14 protein-coding genes are annotated in these 16,913 nt (G+C 71.7%); 6 read left to right on the top strand and 8 right to left on the bottom strand.

Going from position 1 to position 16,913, the window contains the following annotated elements; translation table 11 throughout:
• Nucleotides 1–3 precede the first annotated feature (3 nt).
• The 6 genes from pcaDC to IW252_RS05690 all read right to left on the bottom strand — a co-directional run bounded on the left by pcaDC (nucleotide 4) and on the right by IW252_RS05690 (nucleotide 5,664).
• Entirely contained in the window at nucleotides 4–1,263 is a 1,260-nt protein-coding gene (gene pcaDC, locus IW252_RS05665; RefSeq protein WP_196835670.1) for a bifunctional 3-oxoadipate enol-lactonase/4-carboxymuconolactone decarboxylase PcaDC, read from the bottom strand.
• Complete coding sequence (locus IW252_RS05670; RefSeq protein WP_196835671.1) at nucleotides 1,256–2,695, bottom strand: lyase family protein; 1,440 nt, start codon at nucleotides 2,693–2,695, stop codon at nucleotides 1,256–1,258. The genes pcaDC and IW252_RS05670 overlap by 8 nt, the downstream gene beginning before the upstream one ends.
• 18 nt (nucleotides 2,696–2,713) lie before the next feature.
• On the bottom strand, nucleotides 2,714–3,292 hold the full coding sequence (gene pcaG, locus IW252_RS05675) for a protocatechuate 3,4-dioxygenase subunit alpha (protein WP_196835672.1): 579 nt from the start codon (nucleotides 3,290–3,292) through the stop codon (nucleotides 2,714–2,716).
• Nucleotides 3,293–4,105 carry a protocatechuate 3,4-dioxygenase subunit beta gene (gene pcaH / locus IW252_RS05680; RefSeq protein WP_196835673.1) on the bottom strand — a complete coding sequence of 271 codons (813 nt, stop codon included), beginning with the start codon at nucleotides 4,103–4,105 and terminating at the stop codon, nucleotides 3,293–3,295.
• Between the two features lie 163 nt (nucleotides 4,106–4,268).
• On the bottom strand, nucleotides 4,269–5,018 hold the full coding sequence (locus IW252_RS05685; protein WP_196835674.1) for an IclR family transcriptional regulator: 750 nt from the start codon (nucleotides 5,016–5,018) through the stop codon (nucleotides 4,269–4,271).
• Nucleotides 5,019–5,040: 22 nt separating this feature from the next.
• Nucleotides 5,041–5,664, bottom strand: a complete 624-nt coding sequence (locus IW252_RS05690; protein WP_196835675.1) for a helix-turn-helix domain-containing protein — start codon at nucleotides 5,662–5,664, stop codon at nucleotides 5,041–5,043.
• 102 nt (nucleotides 5,665–5,766) lie between these two features.
• Here IW252_RS05690 and IW252_RS05695 point away from each other — a divergent pair, with 102 nt between their 5' ends.
• Nucleotides 5,767–6,717 (top strand): NAD(P)/FAD-dependent oxidoreductase, encoded by a 951-nt coding sequence (locus IW252_RS05695; protein WP_196835676.1) that lies wholly within the window; start codon nucleotides 5,767–5,769, stop codon nucleotides 6,715–6,717.
• Between the two features lie 319 nt (nucleotides 6,718–7,036).
• Here the strand turns inward: IW252_RS05695 and IW252_RS05700 are convergent, their stop codons facing one another.
• Nucleotides 7,037–7,552: a thioesterase family protein gene (locus IW252_RS05700; protein WP_231365922.1), complete on the bottom strand. Its 516-nt coding sequence runs from the start codon at nucleotides 7,550–7,552 to the stop codon at nucleotides 7,037–7,039.
• 144 nt (nucleotides 7,553–7,696) lie between these two features.
• Between IW252_RS05700 and IW252_RS05705 the strand changes: the two genes are divergently transcribed.
• Entirely contained in the window at nucleotides 7,697–9,169 is a 1,473-nt protein-coding gene (locus tag IW252_RS05705; RefSeq protein ID WP_196835678.1) for an MFS transporter, read from the top strand.
• Here IW252_RS05705 and IW252_RS05710 read toward each other — a convergent pair.
• Nucleotides 9,166–11,007, bottom strand: coding sequence for a glycoside hydrolase family 15 protein (locus tag IW252_RS05710; RefSeq protein ID WP_196835679.1), 1,842 nt, complete (start codon nucleotides 11,005–11,007; stop codon nucleotides 9,166–9,168). The two genes, IW252_RS05705 and IW252_RS05710, sit on opposite strands and share 4 nt — an antisense overlap.
• A gap of 340 nt (nucleotides 11,008–11,347) precedes the next feature.
• Between IW252_RS05710 and IW252_RS05715 the strand changes: the two genes are divergently transcribed.
• From IW252_RS05715 to IW252_RS05730, 4 genes are read left to right on the top strand one after another with little or no spacing between them, the layout of a single operon-like run.
• On the top strand, nucleotides 11,348–12,130 hold the full coding sequence (locus tag IW252_RS05715) for a DeoR/GlpR family DNA-binding transcription regulator (protein WP_196835680.1): 783 nt from the start codon (nucleotides 11,348–11,350) through the stop codon (nucleotides 12,128–12,130).
• Nucleotides 12,127–13,107, top strand: coding sequence for a 1-phosphofructokinase family hexose kinase (locus IW252_RS05720; protein ID WP_196835681.1), 981 nt, complete (start codon nucleotides 12,127–12,129; stop codon nucleotides 13,105–13,107). The genes IW252_RS05715 and IW252_RS05720 overlap by 4 nt, the downstream gene beginning before the upstream one ends.
• Nucleotides 13,108–13,109: 2 nt before the next feature.
• Nucleotides 13,110–15,185 carry a PTS fructose transporter subunit IIABC gene (locus IW252_RS05725; RefSeq protein ID WP_196835682.1) on the top strand — a complete coding sequence of 692 codons (2,076 nt, stop codon included), beginning with the start codon at nucleotides 13,110–13,112 and terminating at the stop codon, nucleotides 15,183–15,185.
• Nucleotides 15,182–16,891 carry a phosphoenolpyruvate--protein phosphotransferase gene (locus IW252_RS05730; protein ID WP_196835683.1) on the top strand — a complete coding sequence of 570 codons (1,710 nt, stop codon included), beginning with the start codon at nucleotides 15,182–15,184 and terminating at the stop codon, nucleotides 16,889–16,891. Before IW252_RS05725 ends, IW252_RS05730 begins: the two co-directional genes overlap by 4 nt.
• Nucleotides 16,892–16,913: the final 22 nt, after the last annotated feature.

Consider the following 16,913-nt stretch of genomic DNA (forward strand, 5'->3'; position numbering starts at 1 on the left):
GCCTCAGGCCTCGCCCACGCCCGAGCCGTCCTCGCGATACTCGGCGAGCACGCGCTGGCCGATCTTGAACGCCACGTTGGCGGCCGGGACCGAGCAGTAGATCGCGGCCTGGAGGAAAATCTCCTTCAGCTGTTCCTCGGTCATGCCGTTGCGCAGGGCGGCGTGGACGTGCATTTCCAGCTCCTCCCAGTAGCTTCCGGCGATCATGGCTGTCAGCGTCACCGCGCTGCGCGTGACGCGGTCCAGCCCGCCGCGGGTCCAGATGGTGCCCCACGCGTAGCGGGTGATCATCTCCTGGAAATCCGCGGTGAACGGGTCGATGTTCGCATTCGCCCGGTCCACGTGCGCATCGCCGAGAACCTGCCGGCGCACGCCCATCCCGGCGTCGTACGGGTCCCCCGGCAGGCGCGCCGATTCGGTGCTGGTTTCGGCGCTGACGGCACCGCTCAGGAAGAAGTCCGTGAGGAGCTCGGCGACGGCGGCGGGGTCCTCCACCGGCGCCAGATGCGCGGCGGAGGGCACGACGGCGGCGCGCCCGTTGGCCACGCCGCTCGCCAGGGTCTCGGCGTCGGCGGGCGGGCACACGGCGTCGTGCGCCCCGGCGATCGCCAGGACCGGCGCGGTGATGGACCCGAGCGAGCCGGTGAGGTCGTAGCCGGCGAGCGCGGCGCAGGCGTGCGCGTAGGCGTGGCGGTCGGCGTTCTGGAGCACGTGCAGCAGCGCGGTGCCGGCCTCCGGGTTCTGCTCGAGGAATCCGGGCACGAACCAGCGCTCGGCGGAGCCGGTGACCATGGTGGGCGTGCCGGCCGCCGCCACGAGCGCGGCCCGTTCCCGCCACGCCTCGGGCGTCCCGATCGTGGCGGCCGAGCAGATGATGGAGAGGGCGTCGAACGCGTCGGGGGCGTCGTGCCCCAGCTGCGCGCCCACCGCGCCGCCGATGGAAACGCCGGCGTAGAACAGCGGGGCCTCGCCGGCGGCGGGCACGCTCCCCTCGCCGCGCAGGCGGTCCACGAGCGCCAGCACGGCCACGGCGAGCTCTTCCATCGTGAAGTCGGCGGTGGACGGTTCCGCTCCGGCGTGCCCGGGCAAATCCCACCCGATCACGGTGAAGCGCTCCGCGAGCCGGACGGCGGTGGACTGCCACAGCGCGGCCACGCCGGTGCCCAGCGAGGGCCCCACGATGAGGGTCGGCTTTGGCGTCGCGCCGGCAGAGTCCGCGGTGGGCGCGGTGAGCAGGGTGGGGCGCAGGGCGAGGTCAATCATGCAGGTTCAGCTTCCGGTAGGCGTCCAGGTGGGCGTCGATGAGGGAGTCGGCGGTGCCGAGGTAATCGGCCGGGTCCAGCAGGGCCTCGAGCTCCGCGTCGGTCACGGCCTCCCGCGGAACGGCCTCCCGCAGGAGCGCCCCGAGCGGTTGGCCGGTGGCCGCGGCCGTCTGGACCAGCTCGGTGATGGCGGCCTTGCCGGTGACAGCCGCACGGTCGGCGTGGGTCAGGCGGGCGTGCGGAGCGAGCCGGGCCATGATCCGCTCGCTGACCACCAGCGCTCCGGAGAGCTCGAGGTTGGCGCGCATCCGCTCCGGGTGCACGCGCAGGCCGGCGGTGAGCTCGGCGAGCTGTTCGGCCGCCCCGCCGGCGGTGCGCAGCAGCGTGCGCAGCGCCGACCACTCGGCGTGCCAACCGCCGTCGGGCCGCTCGTCGTTGGCCGCCCCGACCGCGGTGTAGAGCTGGGCGAGGGACGACGGCGCCGCCAGCGCCGCCTGCTTGAGCGTCACCGCGAGGACGGGGTTCTGCTTTTGCGGCATGGCGGAGGAGCCGCCGCGCCCCGCGCCGGTCGGCTCGCCCAGCTCCCCCACCTCGGGGCGGGCGGCGAACAGGACATCGTTGGCGATTTTGCCCGCCGCGGCGGGCACGTCGGCCAGCGCGGCGCCGAGCCCGGTCACCGTCATCCGCTGGGTATGCCACGGCGCGCCCGGGTCCGCCAGCCCCAGCCGATGCGCCAGCGCGGACGTGAGCTCCGCCGTCGTGATCTGCGCCCGCTCGCGGTCCAGGTAGTCGGCGAGCGCGGCCTGCGTCCCGGCCGCACCGCCCCACTGCAGCGGCAGCGTCGCGACGGCGGCGCGCACCCGGTCGGCCGCCGTGGCGACGCCCGAGAGCCACCCGGCGGCGCGCAGGCCGAACGTGGTCGGCACCGCATGCTGGGTCAGCGACCGCGCCACGCACAGCGTGCCCCGGTGTTCCTCGGCCAGCCGGGCCAGCGCCGCGGAGGCGTCCGCCACCTGACCCACGAGTGCCCGGCCGGCGCGTTGGGCCACGAGCATCGCGGCCGTGTCCATGATGTCTTGGCTGGTGGCCCCACGGTGCACGACGGCGGCGGCGGCCTGCACTTGTTCCTCGTCAGCCCCCGCGGCCCGGGCGTGGTCCCGCGTCCGGGCGCGCAGGTCCCCGAGCAGCGGGATCAGCACGTTGGCCCCACCCCGGACGCGCTCAGCGAGGCAGACGAGGTCGTACTCCCCCACCGCGGCAGCCGCGGTCACGGCCTCCGCCGCACCCTCCGGGGCGAGGCCGGCGTCGGCGAGCGTGGCCACCCAGGCGGCCTCGACGTCGAGCAGTGCCTGCACGTACGCGGAATCCGTGGTGTGCGCCCAGGCGTCCCCGCCGGCGGCCACCGGATCGAGCAAGGAAAAATCAGCCAACATGGGCTCCAACCTACGCGCTTAGGATTCGCGCGGGTAGGCCAGGAACACCGTCTCGCCCTCGCCCTGCAGCCGCACGTCGAAACGCAGCGCGCCGTCCGCCTCCCGCTCGGCGATGAGCGTGTCCCGGCGTTCGGCGTCGACCGCGTTCAGCAGCGGATCCGCGGCGAGCGCCTCGGTGTCCTCCGGCAGGTAGATCCGGGTGAAGAGGCGATTGGTCAGCCCGCGGGCGAAGAGGGTCAGGGCGATGAACGGCGCCTGCCCCTCTTCCGTGGGGCCGGGGTTCACGGTGGTGAACGTGAAGTGGCCGACGTTGTCGACGGCGGCGCGGCCGAACCCGGTGAAGGTGTAACCATCCCGGCGCAGCGATCCGGTCTCCTGGGAGACGACGCCGTGTTCGTCCGGCTGCCAAATCTCCAGCAGGGCGTCCGGGATGGGGTTGCCGGCGCCGTCGGTCACGGTGCCGTGCAGGCGGATGGAGCGCGGGTGGCCGGGGGCCAGCAGCTCCGAATCCTTCTCATAGGGCAGCGCGTACCCGAAGAACGGGCCGACCGTCTGGCCGGGGGTCGGGACCAGCTTGAGGTCTGGGGCCTGAGCCATTTAGTGGTCCTCCTCGTCTGCGTGGGCATCGCCCAAATCCGATTCCATCCAGGTGCGGTTGCTGCCGGTCAGGACGATGTCCCAGTTGTAGCCGGTGGCCCACTCGTGGCTGGTGATCGAGTGATCGTAGGTGGCGACCAGGCGCTCGCGGGCCTTCGGGTCCACGATGGTCTGGTAGATCGGGTCCAGCGAGAACAGCGGGTCCCCGGGGAAGTACATCTGCGTGATCATGCGCTGGGTGAAATCGGTCCCGAAGAGGGAGAAGTGGATGTGCGCCGGGCGCCACGCGTTGTGGTGGTTCTTCCACGGGTAGGGGGCCGGCTTGATGGTGGTGAAGCTGTACTCGCCGTTGGGGCCGGTGATCGCGCGGCCGACGCCGGTGAAGTTCGGATCCAGCGGGGCCGGGTGCTGGTCCCGCTTGTGCATGTAGCGCCCGGCCGCGTTGGCCTGCCAGAGCTCAATGAGCTGCCCGCGGACGGGGCGGCCGTCGCCGTCGAGGACCCGCCCGGAGACGACGATCCGCTCACCGATGGGCTCGCCGTTGTGCTGGATGGTCAGGTCCGCCTCCAGCGGGTGCACGTCCCGCTCGCCGAACGCCGGCGCCCACAACTCGATGGTCTCCGGGTCCGCGAGCTGCAGGCTCTTGGTGGGGTGCCGCAGGAGGGAGGACCGGTACGGGGGAAAGTTCAGGCGCGGCTGCGTCTCCGTGGTGGATTGGGCGGCATAGTCCTCGCCGATCTGCTGAATCTCTCGGGACAGCGTCTCTTGCGAGTCCATGGTCGCCGCCGGGTCAAGTGCGGGTTGCTGGCTCATGTGTGCTCCTCGGTGGACCGGCGGTGAGGGCCGGCGGCCTGTGGTGCCTCGGTCGGTGGTGCACTGCCAGTGAAGCGAACCCGCCCGCCCCTGCTCCAGCAGAATCCCATTCAATGGGACGCGAGATCCGCAGGCGATGGGCTGACAGTGCGCCCGCCGCAGGTCAGTTCGGTGCAGCACCCTCCTGCAGCGCACGCCCGATGCCCCGCGCCGCTGTCATGAGCGCCATCGCCACCACCTGCAGAGAGTCCGAATCCCGCGGGATGACCACGCCGATCGCCGCCACCGCGGCGCCGTCGGGCCCCAGCACGGGTGCGGCCGCCCCCGTCGTCGTCGGGTCAATCAACCCGTCAAAGGTGGCGTAGCCGCGCCGCCGAATCTCGGCGAGCTCGCGGCGGACGTCGCCGTGACGGGCCGCGAGGAGGCCCTCATGCCGGCCGATGTAGCCGGCCTGAACCGGCGCCGGCGCGAAGGCCAACAAAACCATCCCCATGGACGTGCGGTGCACGGGCAACCGGGAGGCCACCGAGGCGTTGTTGATCGCGGCGCCAGGCCGTGAATGACGCTCGAGGATCAACACCTCGTCCTCATGCAGGACGGAGAGCTGCACATGCTGGCGCAGCAGCTGATTGAGGTCCTCGAGGAACGGCATGGCGACCTGGCGGAGGTCCCGGGTGGCGGAGGCCCGATTCGCCAGCTCCCACAGCCGCACGCCGAGGCGCAGCGTGCCGTGTTGCCGCGTCAGGAAGCCGACGGCGAGGCAGTCCTGCACCAACCGGTAGGCGGTGGTGCGCGGCAAGTCCGCGCGCTCAGCGATCTGGGCGACCGTTAGCTCCGGACGGTCAGGCGCAAACGCCTCGAGGACGCGCACCAAGCGGTCCAGCAGCTTCTCCCCCGAGCTCGAATTGGCCATGCGCCGATCCTACTGGGCGGGCCTACAGCTGACTCACGTGGGTGCGCTCGCCAGCCTCACTGAAGAGGGCGAGCAGTTCCACGGCCTGCGGCGAGGCGGCGTCGAACCAATGAGGGGTGCGCGTATCAAACTCCGCGGCCTCGCCGGGCTGCAGCCGGAATTCGCGAGCGTCCTGCCCCACGCCGAGGACCAGCCGGAGCTCGCCGGCGATCACGTACATCCACTCGTGCCCCGGGTGGCTCTGGGGACGCGGGGCACAGGCGCCGGAGCGCCCCGGCAGGATCTGCTTGTACACCCGCATGCCGGGCCCCTCCCCGGCGGCGCCGCCCACGACGCCGTGGCTGAGCGGCAGGATGGTGGTCTCCCCGGCGCGGACCGGGCGGATGTGCACGCGGGGATCACCGATGGGCGGGGCACCGACGAGGTCGTCCAGCGGGACCCGATAGTGGCGGGCCAGCGGCAACAGCAGCTCCAAGGTGGGTTTGCGGCCGCCGGATTCTAACCTCGACAACGTGCTGACGGAGATGCCCGTGGACTCAGCCACCTCGGCGAGCGTCAGCCCGCGGCCCTGCCGCATGAGGCGCAGGCGGGAGGCCACAGCGTCGAGCGCTTGGCGGTCATGATCCGGATTCTGGCACTCACTCATGGGCCCCATTTTGCCATAACGGCAAACCCTCTTGCCGCGAGAACTCCTGTGGGTTCAGAATTAGTGAGAAGCCTTCTCAATTATTACGACCAAGGAGTCACCATGGACACCACCTATGACGTCGCCATTCTGGGCGGATCCTTCGCGGGCCTCGCCGCCGCCGTCGCGCTCGGCCGCTCGCTGCGGCGCGTCGTCGTCCTCGATGCGAGCACCCCACGCAACGCGCCCTCCCCGGGGGCGCACAATGTGCTCGCGCAGGACGGCGCCGCCCCCGCGGACCTGATTGCGGCCGCTCGGCGCGACGCGGGAAAATACGGCGTCGAACTGCGCACCGCCGAGGTGGCCTCAGCGGAGGGGTGCCGTGACGCCCCCGGCGAGGCCTTCGGCGTCACCCTCACCACCGGAGAACGCCTCACGGCGCGCCGCCTGCTGATCGCCACCGGTACGGTGGACCAGCTGCCGCAGATCCCGGGGCTGGCCGAGCACTGGGGCACGCAGGTGCTGCACTGCCCGTATTGCCACGGCTGGGAGGTGCGCGGGCAACGGATCGGCGTGATTGCCACGCATCCGATGGCCTCCCACCAGGCCCTGCTCTTTAGCCAACTAGGGCAGGTGGATTTCATCCTGCACGGCGAGGACGCGGCCGCCCACCTCACCGCGGACCAGCGCGCGGACCTCGCCGCCGCGGGCGTGAGCCTCGTCGAGAGTCCGGTGGCGGAGGTGACCGCGGACGGCACCGGGCTGACGGGCGTGCGGCTGGCCTCCGGCGAGCACCGGGAGTATGGCGCGCTGACCGTGCAGTCCCGACTTGCCGCGCGTGCAGAGGTGTTCACGCAATTGGGCGGGACGGTCAGCGAGAACCCGATGGGGACGTTCATCGAGACCGACCAGCGCCAGGCCACGGCCATTCCCGGCGTCTGGGCCGCGGGCAACGTGGCGGATCCGGCGGGCAGCGTGGCCCACGTGGCCGCAGCGGGTACTACGGCGGGCGCGGCCTTGAACGCGGACTTGATCGCCGCGGACGTCCGCCTCGCGCGGGCCGGCTCGGCCTAGCCCACATCACACGGCCCCGTTCTTCACGCCGCCCAGTCCGGCAAGGCCCGCCAATCCGCGGGCGGCAGACCGAAGAACGGGGCAGTTTGCGCGCGCCCGGCCGCTTCCCAGCGGCAGGTCAACAGAACAGCGGGGCAGTTTGCACGCTCACCGACTCGGAGCGGATGTCCGGCTCGCGCGGGCCGGCTCGGCCTAGCCTGCATCACACGGCCCCGTTCTTCATGCCGCCCAGGCCAGCAAGGCCCGCCAATCCGCGGGCGGCAGACCGAAAAACGGGGCAGTTTGCGCGCGCCCGGCCGTCACCGCCTGAGCGCCGGGGTCACCAGCGGCTTGGGGCCGCCCGGCGCGCGCTCGGCAGCCGCGTGTCCTCGAGCCACCCCTCCACCCACGCGGGCGCCTGCAAATCTGCGGGCGGCTCGACGCCAAGCGTGGCGATCACCTGTTCCATGGGCACCGGCCCCTTCGGCCCCTTGAAGCGGGCCGCGATCATCCCGGTGACGTAGACCTCCCCGTCCACCACGACGCGCTGCTCGAGGAACGCGTGCCGTTCGTCGTACCCCACGATTTTGGTTTCCACAGCAAACTTGGTGCCGAGCGTGACGGACTTGCGGAACCGGATGGTCTCTGCCTGCACCACGGGCAGCCAGCGCCGCTTCCAGATCTTGTTCCACACGCCAGCGCGCAGGAGCAGGTCAAACCGCCCTAAGTCGAAGATGGAGAAGTACATGCCGTTGTTGATGTGCCCGGCGTAGTCGATATCCGTCAGCGTGGCGCGCATGGGCATGCTCCCGACGTCGTAGAGCCCCAGACGCGAGCGCCGGCGCCAGGTAAGCATGAGCAGAGTCAACCGGAAGATCATGTGCATACCGCCACATTACTCGCCAGTAACCTTGACGGAAAGAGTCTGGTCCGCGCGGCGCAACACGCTCGCCCGCAAGACTGATTGACAGAACTCAATCAGAGGCCGGAGAATCTCCCTATGCCACCGCAGTCCCCTCCGCGCCGCACTCTGCCCCGAGCCCTGCGCCCCTTCGCGCACCGCGACTACTCCATCCTGGTCTCCGCCATGGTGGCCTCCGTCTTCGCCCACGGCATGTGGGCGGTCGCCATGGTCTATCAGGTGCGCGCGCTCGGCGGCGGCCCGGCGCAGCTCTCCGTGGTGGCCACCGCCACGAGCTTGGGCCTGGTGGGACTGGTCCTCGCCGGCGGCATCGTCGCGGACCGCTACTCCTGCCGGAAGATCATCATCGCGGTCGAGTGCCTCTCCCTCGTGCTCATGAGTACGACGGCGGTGCTCGCCCTGACGGGCGCCCTGCGCCTGTGGCACGTGGCCGTGGCGGGCCTGTTCATCGGGGCGGGGGCCGCCTTCTTCTTCCCGGCCTATTCGGCACTGCTACCGCGCATGCTGCCAGCGGAGGACCTACTGGCCGCCAACGGGATCGAGGGCACCGTGCGGCCCGTCCTCCAGACCGCCGCCGGGCCGGCGATCGCCGGCATGATCGTTGCCTCCCTGAGCCCGCCGTACGCGATCGCGGGCATTGCCGCATGCCACCTCGTGGCACTCGGAGGGCTGAACCTCATCAGCCGCAACCCGGCGTATGACCGGCACCGGGATGCCGCCGAGCCGGTGCCGCCCGACGCGATGCCGGCCACCACACCGCAACCCGACCCGGCACCGGCGACCGGGCCCATCACCGGCATCATCCCCGTCGTGGACCCCGCCACGTCGACGCCGCTCTCCCCGCTCCACGACTCCGGGCCGACCACCGCGGCGCCGCCGGACGAGCCTCAACCCAAACCCGAAGACGCGCCAGCGCGGGCCAGCAGCGTGCTGGCGGACCTCAAGGAGGGCTTCACCTACACCCTCGGCACGCCCTGGCTGCTGTGGACCCTGATTTTCGCCGTGGTCTCCGTCGTCAGCTTCATCGGGCCCATTGAGGTGCTGCTGCCGTTTGTGGTGAGCGATCAGCTCGGCGGAGACGCGCAGACCTTCGGATTCGTGCTCGCCGCCTTCGGGATCGGCTCCGCCGTGGGGTCCATGCTGACCGTCTCGTTACCCATGCCGCGGCGCTACCTCACGGTCATGGTGGGCGTCTGGGCGTTGGGCACCCTGCCGCTGGTCATCACCGGATTCGTCACCGAGGTCTGGATGCTGCTGGCCGCCCTGTTCGTGGTCGGCGTGACCGGGGCGGTGGGCAACGTCATCTGGGGCACGCTGCTACAGCGCCGCGTCCCGCCGCGGATGCTCGGGCGCATCTCCAGCCTGGACTTCTTCGTCTCACTGGCCCTCATGCCCGTGTCCATGGCGATCGCCGGACCGCTCGGCGAGGTGATCGACCTCTGGATCATCTTCGTCGTCGCCGGATGCGTCTCCCCCGTGGCGGGACTCGTCGCCTGGCTGGCGGGGCGGATGCACGAGGATGAGCTCGCGCACCCGCTCCGCGCGCGCTAGGCGCCGGCGGCGGCGTTGATCGCGTCTGCGGCGCGGATCAGGCCGAGGTGGGAGAAGGCTTGCGGGAAGTTACCGGCCATGCGCCGGTTCCCCGTGTCATACTCCTCCGCCATGAGGCCCAACGGGTTGGCGTAGCCGATGAGCTTGTCCATCAACGCGCGGGCCTCCTCGAGCCGGTCCGTGCGGGCGTACTGCTCCACCAGCCAGAAGCAGCACGCCAAGAACGGATGCTCGCCCGGGGGCAGTCCGTCGAGCCCTGAATCCGTGCGGTAGCGGAGGATGAGCCCCTCCTCGTCCACCAGGTCTCGCTCCAGGCGCTCCACGGTGCCAAGCATCTCCGGCGAATCGTAGGCCGTGAAGCCCACCTGGGGCAGGACCAAGAGGGAGGCGTCCACCTCCGTGCCGCCGTAGGTCTGCGTGAAGGAATTGATCTCCCGGTTGAAGCCCTGCTTCATGATCTCCGCGGCCAGATCATCCCGCCGCTTCTCCCACAGCTCCGCGTCGCCGTCGAGCCCGTGCTCGCGCACCGCGCGGACGCCGCGGTCAAAGGCGGCCCACATCATGACGCGCGAGTGGGTGAAGTGCTTCTTTTCGCCGCGCATCTCCCAGATGCCGTGGTCCGTGCGGTCATAGTTCAGCTCCACGTAGGAGAGCAGGGCCTTCTGCAGCGGCCAGGAGAAGTGGTCCTCGAGCCCGCCCATGTTGCGCAGCTTCTCCAGCGCCACCATGACCTCGCCCACCACGTCGCCCTGGTACTGGTCCACGGCCCCATTGCCCTCGCGGACGGGGACGGCGCCCTCATACCCGGGCAAGTGGGTGAGCTCGCGCTCCGGCAGGCGGCGCTCGCCGGAGAGCCCATACATGATCTGCAGGTCCTCGGGGTTGCCCGCGATGGCCCGGAGCAACCAGTTGCGCCACTGCACGGCCTCCTGCTGGTAGGAGTGCGTCATCATCGCCTCCAGCGTCAGCGCGGCATCCCTCAGCCAGCAGAAGCGGTAGTCCCAATTGCGCTCGCCACCGAAGGACTCGGGCAGCGAGGTGGTGGGCGCGGCCACGATGCCGCCCGTCGTCTCGTGCGTTAGGGCGCGCAGCACCAGCAGGGAGCGTTGGACCATCTGGCCGTAATCGTGATGTTCGGGCACGTCCCGCGCCCACGAACGCCAGTAGGACGCGGTGTCCTGCAGGGCGGCGCCGACGTCGATCCGATCCGGCACCTGCCGGTGGGACGGGTACCAGGAGAGCTCGAAGTCCACGACCTCGCCGGCGGAAATCAGGAAGTCGCCCTCGTGCTGCAGCCCGTTGGCGCGCGGCAGGCGGTCGCCGTGGAGGACGAGCGCGTCCGGGCCGCCGACGGCGACGATCGACTTGCCGCCGCGGCTGGCGATGCCGTGCCGCCGCACCCAGGGAACGACGTCGCCGTAGTCCAACCGGAAGGAAATCTCCTGATGCATGCGGACGCTGCCGGCGAGGCCCTCGACGCGGCGGATCAGGCTGGCGCGGTGCGCGCCAATGGGCATGAAGTCCGTGACGAGGGCGTGGCCGGTGGACGTCTGCCACAGGGTGCGCAGCACGAAGGTGGAGTTGAGGTAGCTGCGCTCCACCACCACCGGGGTGTCCTCATCGTTCGCGTCGACGCCCGCGGCGGAACTGCCATTGTCCGGCGCCCCTGCCGGGGCCAGGAGCCATCGGCCGTGCGTCGGGTCGCCCAACAGCGCGGTGAATTGCGCGCCCGAATCGAAGCGGGGGAAGCACAACCAGTCCACGGATCCGTGGAGGGAGACCAAGGCTCCGGTGTGCAGGTCTGACAACAGGGCGTAGTCCTCGATGGGTGATGCCATTGCACCAGACAACCGCACCGGCGGCGCTGATGCAAGGCCCGCCACGCCCCGTTGCGGCGCCGGCTCACCCCCGGAATGACGGGGGTGTAACCGACGTGTTGCGCGCAGGGAACGGGGCCGGGTGATGCAGCGAACACCGCCGCGGGTGCCGCTCGCCCTGAGGCCATCTTGAGCCAAGCCCCACCTACCCATTTGTCTGTTTATGTGGGAATGGGCACCCACCCCCTTGACGTTGCCACACATTCGGGCATAAAGTCATCGAAACACAGATTCATGTGACGCCCGTTACGCCATCACGCCGCTGGCCGCACCGGGCTCACCCCGCACAGGCAGGAGGCGCATGTTCGCCGAAGAACGCCACCAGCTGATTGCCGCGCTGGTCGCCGAACACGGAAAAGTGACGGTCGCTGATCTGGCCGCCCGCTTCTCCATCACCCGGGAGACCGTGCGCCGCGACCTAGCGCAACTCGAGCGCACCGGCACCCTGCGCCGCGTCCACGGCGGCGCCGTCGCCAGCACCTCCGCCAGCACCACGGAACAGAGCCACGTCACCCGCACCACGCTGCACGCCGACGCGAAGCAGCGGATCGCCGACGCCGCGCTGGACGTGCTCCCGTCCGGGGACGTCTCCGTGGTGCTCGACGCCGGCACCACCACCGAGCTCTTCGCCTCCGCTCTGGCTCATACGGCCAGCAACCGCGCGGGTGAGCTGCTGGCCATCACGCACGCGCTGCCCGTCGCCGCCCGGCTGGGCGCGGCCGAGGAGTTTCAGCTGGAGATCGTCGGCGGCCGGGTCCGGGGCCTGACCAGCGCCGCCATCGGCCCTCGCGTCGTGGAGCACTACGCGGCGCTCCGCCCGGACATCGCCTTCGTGGGCACCAACGGCCTCTCCGCCGGGTTCGGCCTGAGCACCCCGGATGACCTCGAGGCGGCGGTCAAGACGGCGATCGTCGATTCCGCGCGCCGCGTCGTCGTGCTCGCCGACTCCAGCAAGTTCGGCGCCGAGGCGTTGGTCCGCTTCGCCGCGCTGGACGCCGTGGACACCGTCATCACGGACGCCGCGCCCGGCGGTGAACTCGCCACGGCCCTTGAGGCCGCCGAGGTGGAGGTGGTGCTGGCATGATCGTCACCCTCACGGCCAATCCCAGCCTGGACCGCACCATTGAACTGGACGCACCGCTCAGCCGCGGCGGCGTGCAACGCGCCGTCTCCACCTCCGCGCAGGCCGCCGGCAAGGGCGTCAATGTTTCCCGCGCCATTGCCACCGCGGGCGCGGACACGCTCGCCGTGCTCCCCGGCGACGCCCGCGATCCGCTGATCACCGCCCTGACCGCGGACGGGTTGCCCCACCGGGCGCTGCCCATCGGCGCGGGGCTGCGCAGCAACATCACGCTCACCGAGCCGGATGGCACCACCACCAAAATCAACGAGCCCGGCCCGCACCTCGACGCCGAGGCGCAGGAGGCGCTCACGCGCCTCGTCACCACCGCGTCCGACGGCGCCAGCTGGCTGGTGCTCGCCGGTTCCCTGCCGCCCGGGGTGGGCGCGGAGTTCTACGCGCGCCTGACGGCGGCCCTGCGCACCCGGCTCGGTGCACGGTGCCCGCGCATCGCGCTCGATACCTCAGGCGCTCCGCTCACGGCCGTGCTTCGGCTCGCCGAGACCGACGGCCCCGCCGTCGTCCCCTCCCTGCTCAAGCCGAACGCCGAGGAGCTCGCGGAGATCGTCCCGGGCACCTCCGAGGCGGAGCTGGAAGCGGACCCGGCGCGCGCGGCCGCGGCGGCGGCCCGCCTGATCGAGGCGGGTGCCGAGGCGGTGCTCGCCACGCTCGGTGCGGCCGGGGCCCTGTTGATCACCGCGGACGGTGCGTGGCACGCCACCCACGCGCCCGTCACCGCCCGCAGCACGGTCGGCGCCGGGGACTCCTCCCTCGCCGGATTCCTCCTGGCCCACGCGGCCGGGGCCGCGCACCCCGACTGCCTGCGCCGGGCGGTCGCCTACGGAGCCGCGGCGGTCTCGCTGCCCGGCTCCACCATCCCCTCACCCACTCACACCACCGAGGACGCCGTGAGCGTCACGGACCTGACCACCAAGGATTGACCATGACCGATGCACCAGGGACCGCAGCCACCGGCCCACAGGATCTGATCACCGCGGAGCTCGTGCGCCTCGACGCTGACTTGGGCGCCGATTCCGCCGCCGTCATCGACGCGCTCGCGGCCACCGTCGCCGACACCGGCCGTGCGCAGGACGCCGCCGCGCTGGCCGCCGACGCGCAGGCCCGCGAGGCGAAGACCGCCACGGGCGTGCCCGGCGGCATCGCCATCCCCCACTGCCGTTCGGCCGCGGTGACCGTGCCGACCCTCGGCATGGCCCGGCTGACCCCGCCCGTCGACTTCGGTGCCAAGGACGGCCCGGCGGATCTGGTGTTCTTCATCGCGGCCCCGGCCGGTGCCGACCAGGATCACCTGAAGCTGCTCTCCAAGCTCGCCCGCGCGCTGGTCAAGAAGGACTTCACCGCGGCCCTGCGCGCCGCCGCCACGGAGCAGGAGGTCGTGGACCTGGTGCTCGGCGTCGTCGCCCCCGCACCGGCCGCCACGGACGCGGGCACGACGACGACGGCGCCCGCCGCGGCGACGTCGCCCGAGCCTGCCCCGGCCGGGGGCGCAGCGACCCGCGCCAAGCGCCTCGTGGCGGTGACCGCGTGCCCCACCGGCATCGCCCACACGTACATGGCGGCGGATTCGATTGCCCAGGCGGCCGAGGAGGCCGGCGTGGAGATCGCCGTGGAGACCCAAGGCTCCTCCGGCTCCACGCCGCTGGACGCCAAGGTCATCGAGGCCGCCGACGCCGTGATCTTCGCCGTGGACGTGGACGTGCGGGACCGCGCCCGGTTCGCGGGCAAGCCCGTGATTCAGGTCCCCGTCAAGCGCGGCATCGATGAGCCGGCGGAGCTGGTGGCCCGCGCCGTGGCCGCGGCGGACGACCCGCAGGCCGCCCGCGTTCCGGCGGCCTCGGGCTCTGCCTCCAGCGAGGGGCAGTCCACCGGTGAAGGCCGCGAGAGCGTTGGCGCTGCCCTGAAGCGCGCCCTGCTCACCGGCGTCAGCTACATGATCCCGTTCGTCGCCGGCGGCGGCCTCCTGATTGCCCTCGGCTTCCTGCTCGGCGGGTATGACATCACGGACGTCGCGGACACCATCCTCACCGAAAACACGCTCTTTGACCTGCCGGAGGGCGGGCTCGCCGCCTACCTCGGGGCGGTGGCCTTCAAGATCGGCGGCCTCTCCATGGGCTTCCTCGTCCCCGCCCTGGCCGGTTACATCGCCTACGCGTTCGCGGACCGCCCGGGCATCGCGCCCGGCTTCACCGCGGGCGCCGTGGCGGGCTTCATGGGCGCCGGCTTCCTCGGCGGCATCGTCGGCGGCCTGATCGCCGGTGTGGCCGCCAAGTGGATCACGTCCTGGTCCGTCCCGCGCTGGCTGCGCGGCCTGATGCCGGTGGTCATCGTCCCGCTGCTGGCCTCCATCATCGCCTCCGGCCTGATGTTCCTGTTCCTCGGCGGCCCGATCGCCTCCCTGACTGAGGCGCTGAACGCCTGGCTGTCCGGCATGACGGGCACCGCAGCGGCGGTGCTCGGCCTCATCCTGGGCCTCATGATGGCGTTCGATCTGGGCGGCCCGGTCAACAAGGTAGCCTACTCCTTCGCCGTCGCCGGCCTGAGCGCCGGTTCCCTCACCGAGAACCCGGCCCCGCTGATGATCATGGCGGCCGTCATGGCCGCGGGCATGGTCCCGCCGCTGGCCATGGCTCTGGCCACCGCCATCGCCCCGCAGCAGTTCTCCCTCGCCGAGCGGGAGAACGGCAAGGCGGCCTGGCTGCTGGGCGCCGCCTTCATTTCCGAGGGCGCGATCCCGTTCGCCGCGGCGGACCCGCTGCGCGTAATCCCCGCGTCGATGCTCGGCGCCGCCACGACGGGCGCACTCATCATGAGCTTCGATGTGGTCAGCCAGGCCCCGCACGGCGGCATCTTCGTCTTCTTCGCGATGGACGGCACCTGGCCCCTGTTCATCGTCGCCACCGTCATCGGCACCGTCATCTCGGCGGCCGCGGTGCTGGCGCTGAAGAAGTTCGCCCGCTCCTCCGCCCCCACTGAGCCGGCAGCAAAGGTTGCAGCATGAGTACCACCACCGAACCCACCGCCTTCGCGGGCGTCGGCGTCAGCGCCGGGCGCGTGATTGGGCCGGTCCGCCGCATGCCGGAGCCGCTGGCTCCCCCCGCCGATGGTGCGCCCCTGCCCGACGGCGCCAGCGCCGAGGCCGAGTCGGAGCGCCTCACGGCCGCCACCCAGGCCGTGGCCGCAAACCTCAAGGAGCGGGCCGCGCACGCCACCGGCGACGCCGCGGCCGTCCTGAAGGCCACCGCGCTCATGGCCGCGGACCGCACCCTGCTGAAGTCCGCCACCCGCCTGGTGGCTTCCGGCACCAGCGCCGAATCGGCCATCTGGGAGGCGGCCGACGCCGTCGCCACGCAGCTCACCGCCCTCGGCGGGTACATGGCCGAGCGCGCCACGGACGTGCTGGATGTGCGCGCCCGGATCGTCGCGGAGCTGCGCGGCGTCCCCGCCCCGGGGATTCCCGACGCGGACGAGCCGTTTGTCCTCTGGGCGGTTGACCTCGCCCCCGCGGACACCGCCACCCTCGACCCGACCAAGGTGCGCGCGCTCGTCACCTCCGACGGCGGGCCGCAGTCCCACACCGCGATCATCGCCCGCGCGCTCGGGCTGCCTGCCGTCGTGGCCGCCACTGGCACGGAGGCGCTGGCCGACGGGGACCTCGTCTTTGTCGACGGCATCGATGGTGCGATTGTCCGCAACCCGGGGTCCGCGGAGGAACAGCTCGCCGAGGCGTACGCCAACCGGGCCGAGCTGCCCGCGTTCGACGGCGCCGGGCGGCTGGCCGACGGCACCGAGGTGCCGCTGTTGTCCAACGTGGGCAGCGGGGAGGACGCCGTGGCGGCCGCGGCGGCGAACGCCCAAGGCGTCGGGCTGCTGCGCACCGAATTCTGCTTTCTGGGCAAGGACACCGAGCCGGACCACGAGGAGCAGGTGGCGGCCTACCGCGCCGTATTTGAGCAGTTCCCCGGGCGCAAGGTCGTCGTCCGTACTCTGGATGCCGGCGCCGATAAGCCGCTGCCGTTCCTCACCGACGATTCGGAACCGAACCCCGCTCTCGGCGTGCGCGGCTACCGCACGGACCTGGCCACGCCGGGCGTGCTCTCCCGCCAGCTCGCCGCCATTGCCGACGCCGCCGAGGCCACCGCAGCGGACGTGTGGACCATGGCGCCCATGATCTCCACCCCGGCCGAGGCGGAGCGGTTCGCGGCGCTGTGCGCCGAGGCGGGCCTGAAGACCCCGGGCGTCATGGTGGAGGTTCCGTCCGCGGCGGTGCTCGCCCCGCAACTGCTGCAACGCGTCGAGTTCGCTTCCATCGGGACCAATGACCTGACGCAATACACCATGGCGGCCGACCGTCAATTGGGCGCCCTCGCCGAGCTCAACGATCCGTGGCAGCCCGCCGTGCTGCACCTCATTCGGACCACGTGCGACGGCGGTGCGGCGGCCTCCGGTCGCCCGGCACCCAAGCCGGTGGGCGTCTGCGGCGAGGCCGCCGCGGACCCGGCCCTCGCCGTCGTCCTCGTGGGCCTCGGGGTCGCGACGCTGTCGATGAATCGGCGGGCGCTGCCCGCCGTGGCGGCGATCCTGCGGACCGTGGATGCCGCCACCGCGCGGCGCCTGGCGGACCTGGCCCTCGCGGCCGGTTCAGCCACCGAGGCCAAGGCCGCCGTCCGCGCCGAGCTGCCGGACCTGGACCGGTTCGGCCTCTAGAGTCAGCACCACCTCAGCTCAT

Source organism: Zhihengliuella flava, assembly GCF_015751895.1.
Taxonomy (GTDB): domain Bacteria; phylum Actinomycetota; class Actinomycetes; order Actinomycetales; family Micrococcaceae; genus Zhihengliuella; species Zhihengliuella flava.

Coding starts and splice junctions, on each gene's coding strand:
- IW252_RS05685 (WP_196835674.1), bottom strand. CDS start 5,018: ATGGCCAATTCGAGCTCGGGGGAGAAGCTGCTGGACCGCTTGGTGCGC.
- IW252_RS05720 (WP_196835681.1), top strand. CDS start 12,127: ATGATCGTCACCCTCACGGCCAATCCCAGCCTGGACCGCACCATTGAA.
- IW252_RS05690 (WP_196835675.1), bottom strand. CDS start 5,664: ATGAGTGAGTGCCAGAATCCGGATCATGACCGCCAAGCGCTCGACGCT.
- IW252_RS05695 (WP_196835676.1), top strand. CDS start 5,767: ATGGACACCACCTATGACGTCGCCATTCTGGGCGGATCCTTCGCGGGC.
- IW252_RS05715 (WP_196835680.1), top strand. CDS start 11,348: ATGTTCGCCGAAGAACGCCACCAGCTGATTGCCGCGCTGGTCGCCGAA.
- IW252_RS05730 (WP_196835683.1), top strand. CDS start 15,182: ATGAGTACCACCACCGAACCCACCGCCTTCGCGGGCGTCGGCGTCAGC.
- pcaG (WP_196835672.1), bottom strand. CDS start 3,292: ATGGCTCAGGCCCCAGACCTCAAGCTGGTCCCGACCCCCGGCCAGACG.
- pcaDC (WP_196835670.1), bottom strand. CDS start 1,263: ATGATTGACCTCGCCCTGCGCCCCACCCTGCTCACCGCGCCCACCGCG.
- IW252_RS05710 (WP_196835679.1), bottom strand. CDS start 11,007: ATGGCATCACCCATCGAGGACTACGCCCTGTTGTCAGACCTGCACACC.
- IW252_RS05705 (WP_196835678.1), top strand. CDS start 7,697: ATGCCACCGCAGTCCCCTCCGCGCCGCACTCTGCCCCGAGCCCTGCGC.
- IW252_RS05700 (WP_231365922.1), bottom strand. CDS start 7,552: ATGCTTACCTGGCGCCGGCGCTCGCGTCTGGGGCTCTACGACGTCGGG.
- IW252_RS05725 (WP_196835682.1), top strand. CDS start 13,110: ATGACCGATGCACCAGGGACCGCAGCCACCGGCCCACAGGATCTGATC.
- IW252_RS05670 (WP_196835671.1), bottom strand. CDS start 2,695: ATGTTGGCTGATTTTTCCTTGCTCGATCCGGTGGCCGCCGGCGGGGAC.
- pcaH (WP_196835673.1), bottom strand. CDS start 4,105: ATGAGCCAGCAACCCGCACTTGACCCGGCGGCGACCATGGACTCGCAA.